This window comes from Lishizhenia sp. (assembly GCF_057456495.1).
Map to the genome: position 1 here is coordinate 1 of NZ_JBVCPV010000126.1, position 8,809 is coordinate 8,809.

The 8,809-nt window shown below is 36.0% G+C and carries 11 protein-coding genes; 8 read left to right on the plus strand and 3 right to left on the minus strand.

What is annotated here, in order from left to right; all coding sequences use genetic code 11:
- The 3 genes from AC22ZQ_RS09720 to AC22ZQ_RS09730 form a co-directional block, all read left to right on the plus strand.
- A partial coding sequence (locus tag AC22ZQ_RS09720; RefSeq protein WP_318958590.1) for a hypothetical protein occupies positions 1-372 on the plus strand: 372 nt, incomplete at its 5' end.
- An 81-nt stretch (positions 373-453) separates the two neighbouring features.
- Positions 454-1,272 carry a 3-methyl-2-oxobutanoate hydroxymethyltransferase gene (panB, locus tag AC22ZQ_RS09725; RefSeq protein WP_318958591.1) on the plus strand — a complete coding sequence of 273 codons (819 nt, stop codon included), beginning with the start codon at positions 454-456 and terminating at the stop codon, positions 1,270-1,272.
- Positions 1,259-2,011, plus strand: a complete 753-nt coding sequence (locus AC22ZQ_RS09730; protein WP_318958592.1) for a hypothetical protein — start codon at positions 1,259-1,261, stop codon at positions 2,009-2,011. Before panB ends, AC22ZQ_RS09730 begins: the two co-directional genes overlap by 14 nt.
- Here the strand turns inward: AC22ZQ_RS09730 and AC22ZQ_RS09735 are convergent.
- Positions 1,972-3,525, minus strand: a complete 1,554-nt coding sequence (locus tag AC22ZQ_RS09735; RefSeq protein WP_318958593.1) for a L,D-transpeptidase family protein — start codon at positions 3,523-3,525, stop codon at positions 1,972-1,974. The two genes, AC22ZQ_RS09730 and AC22ZQ_RS09735, sit on opposite strands and share 40 nt — an antisense overlap.
- A 171-nt stretch (positions 3,526-3,696) precedes the next feature.
- Between AC22ZQ_RS09735 and AC22ZQ_RS09740 the strand changes: the two genes are divergently transcribed.
- From AC22ZQ_RS09740 to AC22ZQ_RS09755, 4 genes are read left to right on the plus strand one after another with little or no spacing between them, the layout of a single operon-like run.
- Positions 3,697-4,320, plus strand: a complete 624-nt coding sequence (locus AC22ZQ_RS09740) for a rhomboid family intramembrane serine protease (RefSeq protein WP_318958594.1) — start codon at positions 3,697-3,699, stop codon at positions 4,318-4,320.
- Entirely contained in the window at positions 4,320-5,192 is an 873-nt protein-coding gene (locus AC22ZQ_RS09745) for an aminotransferase class IV (RefSeq protein ID WP_318958595.1), read from the plus strand. Before AC22ZQ_RS09740 ends, AC22ZQ_RS09745 begins: the two co-directional genes overlap by 1 nt.
- On the plus strand, positions 5,193-6,305 hold the full coding sequence (gene recF, locus AC22ZQ_RS09750) for a DNA replication/repair protein RecF (RefSeq protein ID WP_318958596.1): 1,113 nt from the start codon (positions 5,193-5,195) through the stop codon (positions 6,303-6,305).
- Entirely contained in the window at positions 6,298-6,594 is a 297-nt protein-coding gene (locus AC22ZQ_RS09755) for a DciA family protein (RefSeq protein ID WP_318958597.1), read from the plus strand. Before recF ends, AC22ZQ_RS09755 begins: the two co-directional genes overlap by 8 nt.
- Before the next feature lie 4 nt (positions 6,595-6,598).
- Here AC22ZQ_RS09755 and AC22ZQ_RS09760 read toward each other — a convergent pair whose 3' ends face one another.
- Positions 6,599-7,450, minus strand: coding sequence for an AraC family transcriptional regulator (locus tag AC22ZQ_RS09760; protein WP_318958598.1), 852 nt, complete (start codon positions 7,448-7,450; stop codon positions 6,599-6,601).
- Between the two features lie 116 nt (positions 7,451-7,566).
- Here AC22ZQ_RS09760 and AC22ZQ_RS09765 point away from each other — a divergent pair, with 116 nt between their 5' ends.
- On the plus strand, positions 7,567-8,469 hold the full coding sequence (locus AC22ZQ_RS09765; RefSeq protein WP_318958599.1) for a M28 family peptidase: 903 nt from the start codon (positions 7,567-7,569) through the stop codon (positions 8,467-8,469).
- On the opposite strand, the gene AC22ZQ_RS09770 is transcribed toward AC22ZQ_RS09765, so the two are convergent.
- A complete protein-coding gene (locus AC22ZQ_RS09770) occupies positions 8,466-8,675 on the minus strand; it encodes a helix-turn-helix transcriptional regulator (protein ID WP_318958600.1) in 210 nt (69 codons plus the stop codon). The genes AC22ZQ_RS09765 and AC22ZQ_RS09770 overlap by 4 nt on opposite strands.
- Positions 8,676-8,809: the final 134 nt, after the last annotated feature.

The following is an 8,809-nucleotide window of genomic DNA, read 5'->3' on the forward strand; positions in this document are numbered from 1 at the left end:
CAATGGAGTATTTCAGAAACCGTAGGGTTTAATTCGGTATTTGTAAAGAATTTCACCCTGTACCACGGATTAAAACTGGAAGGAGGAAATGCGAAATTAACAGAGGAGTTAATGATTGGAAAAGATGATTTCTTATACGGTTATGAAACGGAGAAAAGAAAATACAACAACCCATTTTTCAATGTTGGAATTACCACAGGATTTCATCTTAAGTTTTTTCCAGTTAACGTTTTTGCAGAGGCTTCTTATGGAGTAGACCTCACTAAAAAGAAATGGAGAAATAGGGGAATCATTAGTCAGAGTTCTGACTTAAGTTTTTCAGCCTTAGAAATTAGAGCGGGTATTGCCTTTTATTTAAGAGAAAATTATTGAGATGGATGTTAAATACTGTTGCTAATTATAAGCGGAAATGTTTAAAATTCCTTTAAATTTGCCTACTAAACGCAGAAGATAATGTCAGTTCATAATAATAAAGCAAAGCGTGTTACAACTCATGTTCTTCAGGAGATGAAAAACAGAGGAGAAAAAATTTCCATGTTAACAGGATATGATTTCTCTATGGCACGTATCATAGATACAGCAGGAATAGATGTAATTTTGGTAGGAGATTCGGCCTCGAATGTGATGGCAGGACACGAAACTACTTTACCGATTACTTTAGATCAAATGATCTATCACGCGTCATCGGTAGTTAGAGCTGTAGAAAGAGCATTGGTAGTAGTTGATATGCCTTTTGGTGCTTACCAAGGAAACTCGAAAGAAGCCTTGTCTAGTGCTATCAAAATTATGAAAGAGTCGGGAGGACACGCCGTGAAAATGGAAGGTGGTCAAGAGATCATTGAATCTATAGAGCGTATACTAACGGCAGGTATTCCAGTTATGGGACACTTAGGACTTACTCCTCAGTCGATTTACAAGTTCGGTACTTACGTGGTAAGAGCTAAGGAAGAAGAAGAAGCTGCTCGCTTAATTGAGGATGCTAAAGCGCTAGAAGCAGCAGGTTGTTTCTCTATCGTATTGGAAAAAATACCAGCTCATCTTGCCGCTAAGGTTGCCAAAGAAGTATCCATTCCTATTATCGGTATTGGTGCAGGAAATGGTGTAGATGGTCAGGTGTTGGTTGTTCATGATATGTTAGGTATTAACAATGAGTTTAACCCAAGATTCTTAAGAAAATACCACAACCTTTACGAAGAAATGTTAGGTTCCTTCCATCGTTACATCGAGGATGTCAAATCGGGAGATTTTCCGAATGAAAATGAACAATACTAAAACAAGTATATCATACGAAGGCTGGCTCAAATGGGCCAGCCTTTTCTTGTTAATTGCTAAAGGTATTGAATACCTTTTATATGGTAAAGACTTGTTCAACCATAGTCAGTTGAATACATCAATTCTCGGTGTTCCGCTCATATTATGTGCTGTTTTACTAGGATTCAAGAGGTTTCAATATAAACTAATTGGGGCGCGAATATCATTTTTAATTTTATTCCTGGACAACTGTGATAGTTTTTATCAATCTTCTTTTTTACCTCACCAATTCATAGAACATACGTTGATGATGGTTACCCCTTTGTTATACCTAGGGGTGTTAAAGTACGGGATGTCAAAAATCAACAATTTCATGAGAATGGCTGTGGCTTTAACTTTTGTTGGTCACGGTGTGTTCGCTGTAAGTTGGGGCGCAATACCGAGTCATTTTGCGGGTATGACCAATTATATTTTGGGATTAGAAGGAGATAGTATAAAAGTGTTTTTAATGATTATGGGACTCTTTGATTTTTTAGCATCATTTCTCCTCTTCACGCGTAAATTTCAAACACCAGCGCTTTTGTATATGGTGGTCTGGGGAGTGTTAACGAGTATGGCGCGTTTTATTTATGGTTTCGAATCGGATGTTTTGAGAGGATTGTTAGGGACATTATATAGATTCCCACATTTTATTGTACCACTGATGTTATTGATGAATTATTATTCCAAAAGACTCAGCCATTCTTCATCTTTGCCGTAAATATTTAAGTAAAATACAATGGCATTTGTGCTGTCAGTTCCAACACTAATATAATCTACGTAAACTGGAAAAGGATTGTTTAAATGTATGGTCTTTTGAATTCTTCTTTTAATCAAGGTATCCAAACTATCTCTATTGTACAAGTTTTCATCTCTTTCTAGTATGTATCCAGCTAATTCTAGAGGGTTCTGACAACGAATACAACCGTGAGAGTATGAACGAACTGCTTTTTCAAAAAATCGCTTAGAGGGAGTGTCGTGAATGTAAACGCTGTGTTCATTTGGAAACAATAGTTTAACCAACCCCAAACTATTATAGCTTCCCCCATCTTGTCTTACGCGGTAAGGGAAAGTATTACGACCTATCTTAGACCAATCTACCTTTGATGGATCTATCCTGTCGCCATCTTTGAAAATTTTGTAGTTGTTCTTGGCTAAATAATTACTGTCTTTTTTTAAGTGAGGAAGTATTTCTTTTGATGAAATAGAGTAGGGAACATGCCAAAAGGGATAGGCCACAATTGTCTTCATATCAGCCTTAAATTGTGGGGTTCGGTTATACCTGGTTCCCACCACTACACGGTGTTGGCTTTTTAAACTATCATTAATGTAAAGGTTTAATTCGTAAGCGGGAATATTCACCCAGATATATTTCTCAGGCAAGCTATCTTTCCAACGCCATTTATCCAAAGCTAAAATGGTTCTGTTGTATTTATCTACATTGGATTCATTGAGTGCTTCCACCGTGTTTTTTCCAAGAACTCCATCTGCTTCCAATCCATTCATACGTTGAAATTTCATCAAGGCAAGATTGTAAATAGAATCATCAACTTCCGGACTATCCATATAGCCTTTTGTATAGAGAGCAAGCTTGGCCTCTTGTTTACTTTGAATAGAATCTTCTTGGACAGCGGAAATTTTGTAGTTGATCGTATCAAGTTTGTAGTGCTTTACAAAATTATTAATGCCTTCTAAGGTTTGCGTAAATTTTTCGTGTGGTGAACTGTATCTTAGAATTGATTGTTCCCAAGTCGCAGCCTTTTTGTTTGCGATAAACTCGTTGAGTTTTTCGGGAGCAATAGTATTTAAGGGTTTAATCTTTCTTTGAGCGGTATCTATAAATCCTTGTTCAAGGTCGTTCAGCAAATAAGCCAATTTGAGTGTGATCAAATTTTCTTGTTCAACTAAATCTAATCCGTGAAAACTAGCTAAGGTTTGGTAGCGATTTAAGGGAGTACAAAAGAAATAGTAATTGTTCAATAAATGTTGAAGCGTATCTCCATCAGGAAGTAATAAACTATCATTTACCCAAATTCTTTTATAATCGTTAACTGCATAAAAATCGTTGAGAAATTCAAACTGATCGCTGTTGAGTTTTAAGCTTGAGAATTGAGCATCTTTCAATTGCTTTTCAAAGCGTTCTTGTTCGGTTGGAATATGAGGTTTTTCCTCTGTAGGAGAATTACATCCTATCAGTATGGTGAAAAGAGCGGTAAATAATAGTAGGTTTCTCATTTTTAAGCGCTTATTTTAATGATTGGTCGTCATCAATTAATCTATAGCAGTGTATGAATATTAGTTCTAAAATAATGAAAAATAAGTAGTTCTTATATTTCATGGAGAAAGATTGATAAAAAAATCATAATCCTTAGCTTTGTTCTTAAAATTAGGTATATTTTCGACTTTATGAGTTTCTCGATTACCCTTGTTATTATTATCATTACCGCCTTAATATCGTGGCGTGCTTTTCAGGATAGGGACCTAAAGTATAAAATGATGTTTTACCCCTATAATGTAAAGCATCATAAAGAAGGTTACCGATTTTTTAGTTACATGGTGGTTCATGCAGATTTAACACACTTGTTTTTTAACATGTTTGTACTCTACAATTTTGGAACGGCCATTGAATATATGCTCGATTTCAAATATGGAAACTCTTTGGGGAGCTTTCACTACATCATTTTATATTTAGCAGGAGGTTTGTTTGCTACACTTTGGCCAATGACAAAAAATGCAGATAATCCAAATTACCTGAGCTTGGGAGCTTCTGGTGCTGTATCTTCAGTGTTTTTTGCTTACATCCTTTGGAACCCGGGAGCAACGTTGAATTTTATCATTTTACCGTTTTGGGATATTCCTGCTTGGGTTTTGGGAATAGCGTATTTGGCTTATGAATACTTCATGGCCAAGAAAGGGACGTCTAACATTGGACATGACGCTCACTTTGGAGGAGCAATTTTCGGTATCGTATATGTTCTTTTAATTAATTTTGAAAAAGGACAAGCTTTCATTTCATATATCTTTAATTAATGTCAGAAATTTACATCAACAACAACGGAGAAGTCAAAGCCAATATAGGTGCAACCATCCAGTCTGGAAATAGAGGACATTTGTACGGGGATGGATTGTTCGAAAGTTTAAGAGTACTCAATGGGAAACCTTTGAACGTTGAAGCCCACGTCAATCGTATGATGGAGGGAGCGAAAGTTTTAAAGATCCGTGTTCCGAATTATTACACAGCAGAATTTTTTGAAGAAAAAATCCAAGAATTACTGGATTTATCAGGTATAGATCAAGGAGGAAGAGTAAGAATCTCATTAGATAGAGCCATTGGAGGTACTTATAAACCAGAAAGTAATGAAGCCAATTACTTTATTGAGGTTTACCCCATGGAGCACAACGCGTATACGTTGAATTATAAAGGATTTGAGGTTGATTTATTCATGGAAATGCGCAAGCAAAATGATATACTGGCCAACTTTAAGACCAAGAATGCTTTAGTTTATGTGATGGCTTCTATTGCTGCACAAGAGAAACAGCTAGATGACCTTTTGGTTTTAAACCCTAAGGGAGAGATTTTAGAAGGGTCGAGTTCTAATTTGTTTGTGGTGAGTAATGGGGTTTTATATACGCCAGGTTTGGAAGAAGGTTGTTTGGCAGGTGTGATGCGTATGAAGATCATTAACCTTGCTTTGGCTAACGGAATTAAGGTGTATGAGTGTAATATTATGCCGCAAAACCTGTTGGCTGCAGATGAAATATTTATGACGAATGCCGTAAAAGGGATAACTTGGGTTGGCGGTTATAGAACCAAAAGATACTTCAATAATATGTCGAAAAAATTGACGGATTTATTGAATAAATCTGTAGTTGAACTCGAAGAAAATACAGAAGAAAACTAGATGTACTTAAATAAATTATCGCTTGTCAATTTTAAAAATTACAAGCAAGCAGAGTTTGAACTTTCTCCAGAAGTGAATTGCTTTGTGGGAATGAATGGAGCCGGGAAGACCAACCTTCTGGATGCCGTTCATTATTTAAGTATGTGTAAATCTTACTTAAACCCTGTCGATAGACAAAATATCAACTTTGATGAGAAATTCTTTGTGCTACAAGGAGAGTGGTTTAAAGAACAAAAGAAGATAGATATCTATTGTGCAGTAAAAGCGGGTAGCAAGAAGGTATTCAAGAAGAATAAAGTAGAGTACGAAAAGCTTGCACAGCACATAGGCTTGTTCCCTTCGGTTATGATTTCGCCCTACGATAGAAATTTAATTTCTGAAGGAAGTGAATTGCGTCGAAAATGGATGGATGGAATCATTGCCCAGTTCGATAGAGGCTTTTTAGATAACCTTACCAAATACGTAAAAGTTGTAGAGCAAAGAAACGCCGTTCTAAAACAAATGGGAAGCTTTGGTTTCTTTAACCGAGAAAGTATCGATGTTTGGGACGACCAGTTGGTGCGTTATGGACAAATGGTTTACGAGAGAAGAAAAGACTTCATAAGTGATTTTACTCCCGTTTTTCAAAAGTACTATGCTTTAATTTCTGGTAGTAAGGAAGAAGTTGGTTTTGAGTATAAAAGTCAATTGCACGATGCTGATTTTATGGAGTTAGTAAGACAGGCTGAACGCAACGATTTGAGAAAACAATATTCTACGGTGGGTGTGCATAAGGATGATTTAATATTTACAATAAATGGTCACCCGATTAAGAAATTTGGTAGTCAAGGTCAGCAAAAATCTTATCTTACAGCACTTCGCTTGGCTCAATTTGAATGGCTTAAAGAGCAATTAAATGTTGTACCTATACTCATGTTAGATGATATTTTTGATAAATTAGATAACGAAAGGGTACAACGACTCATGGAACTGGTTCACCAGCATGAGTTTGGACAAGTTTTGGTAACAGATACAGACAAAGAACGTGTGGAGCAAATCTTCAAGGCAATTGAAGTACCCATCCGTTTATTTGAAATAGAAAAGAACGAATTAGAGGAGGTTAATCATGAGTGAAAGAGGTAAGGGAGAAGTAACGTTGGGAGACGCAATTAACAAATTGCTTAAGGCGTATAAACTCGATGATAAGATGGCAGAGATGACCATTATTGATGCTTGGGAAGAAATGATGGGTAAAGCCGTTGCTAATAGGACAGAAAAGATGGTTATCAAAAATGAAGTTTTGTACCTCACTTTGAATTCTTCTGTAATGCGTGATGAGTTAATGCACGGAAAGCAAGTTATCATTCAACGGGTTAATCAACGCGCAGGATTTGAAATGATTAAAGATGTCTGGTTCGGATAGGTCGTTAACCTGTAAATTTATTCGGTGTTAAACCTGTATGTTTTTTAAAAAATCGAATGAAATAAGAAGAGTCCTCATAGCCAAGAGCATCCGCAACTTCAACCACTCTATAATCGGCATGTATCAACAATTTTTTAGCTTCTAAAATGATACGGTCTGCTATAAATTGAGAGGCTGTAATGTTTAATGTATCCTTTACAATTCTATTCAAATGTTTAATAGATACATTGAGCTGATCTGCGTAGAAATTTGGAGATTTCTGGATTTTGTAGTTCTGATTCACCAAGGTTTCAAACACTTGTAGTTTCAATAAATAACTCACTTTACTTTCTTGCTTCCCTTGTTGGTCCGAGTATAAGCGTGCAAAATTGATGTAGATTAAATCAATCAATGAAGCTCTTTTAATGGCAGAAAAAGAGTCTTCAAGGTCTTCTTGCATAAGTAATTCAAAATACGGAAGGTTTTGATCCTGTTCTTCTTTGCTGAGATAGATAACGGGTGGGTTGTATAACGAAAAGTAAAAAGGGAAATCGTGTAACTGCCGGTTTTGATAATTTAAATCGTAAAAGCCCTTTGAGTGAAAAAAGATATAACCTTCTGCTTTCTCATCAAAAGTCCAATGATGCATACTACCAGGTTTCAAAAAAAATACGCTTCCAGGTTTTACTTCGTAACTCTTAAAGTCAATTTCATGCCTTCCTCTTCCTTGTGTGAATAAAACACAGATATAGAAGTCGTGCTTGTGCGGTTTGTGAATGAAGTGGTGAGTAAGCAGATGTTCTCTTAAATCATTTACGTAGAACTCCTTTGTTTTAGTTTTAAACTCTTTTATCGTGTAAATAGGGAGGGTTTGCATGAAGTTTATTTTTATACAAATGTCTGAATAATACTATTAGTTTAAAAACTCTTATATTATATTTTTATCTTGTTGAGCAAATTCAGTCAAACACGTCTTAATATGCTTAAGTTACCATGAAATATTTTCTTTTTACAATATTAATGTTCGCAGGCTCACTAGAAACTTGTGCTCAACAAAGCGATACAACAATAATCAAAGATCACTTTGTAGCTATAACAAAATCAGGAGAGTATAGACATTATAAGAATGTAAAAGAATTAGACAGGGTTGCAGGTTATATAAAATCCATATTCGAAGCTTATTCAGATAGTGTATGGTTTCAGAATTTCACCGTGGATGGCAGGGAGTATAAAAATGTAATTTGTTCCTTTGGTCCTGTAGACGGGAAGGCTACAGTTATTGGAGCCCATTATGACGTGTGCGGATTGCAAGAAGGTGCGGATGATAACGCAAGTGGAGTAGTAGGCTTGTTAGAATTAGCCCGACTATTAAAGGATAAACCTCTAAATAAACGCGTTAATCTGGTGGCATATTCATTGGAAGAACCGCCTTATTACGGAACCCAAAATATGGGGAGTTTTATTCATGCCAAAAGTTTAATAGAAGATAGTGTTGAAGTAGAGCTTATGGTAAGCCTGGAGATGATCGCGTATTTCAAAGATGAAAAGCATACACAAGATTATCCGTCAAAATTTTTATCGCTCTTCTATGGCAAGCGAGGGAATTATATAACGCTCGTTCAGAAAATAGGAGCTCACAAAAATGTTGGGAAATGGAGTAGGAAGTACAAGCGCTTGGTAGAAGTGAAAGCCAAGCGTTTTAAAGGCCCGGAGAACCTTGTGGGTATTGGTTTCTCTGATCATAGGAATTACTGGCATTTTGGTTTTCCTGCGCTCATGATTACCGATACTGCCTTTTTTAGAAATAAACATTATCATCAAAAAACAGATGTTATGGAAAACCTAGACTATTACCGTATGTCTTTAGTGATTGACGGAGTTTTTGCTATGCTTTAAGCGTTGTCATCACTGTCTTCCATCTCAAATATATCTTCTACAGTGCATTTAAAAACCTTGGCCATTTTTAAGGCAAGAAGGGTAGAAGGAATGTATTTGCCTTTTTCAGTAGCATTAATGGTTTGTCTACTAACTCCTATTTTGTCTGCTAATTGAGCTTGAGTCATGTCGTTTTTCGCACGTTCAACTTTTATGTTATTCTTCATGACTCATTTGTTTTTTTAGTTGATATTTTTTCCACTGATAGCGCAAAATAAAGAAGATAAGAATAGTGAATAAATTATAGAGCATTACCTGTAAAAAGGAAAAGTTGTAAATGAATAGAAAACAAAGAATCAGC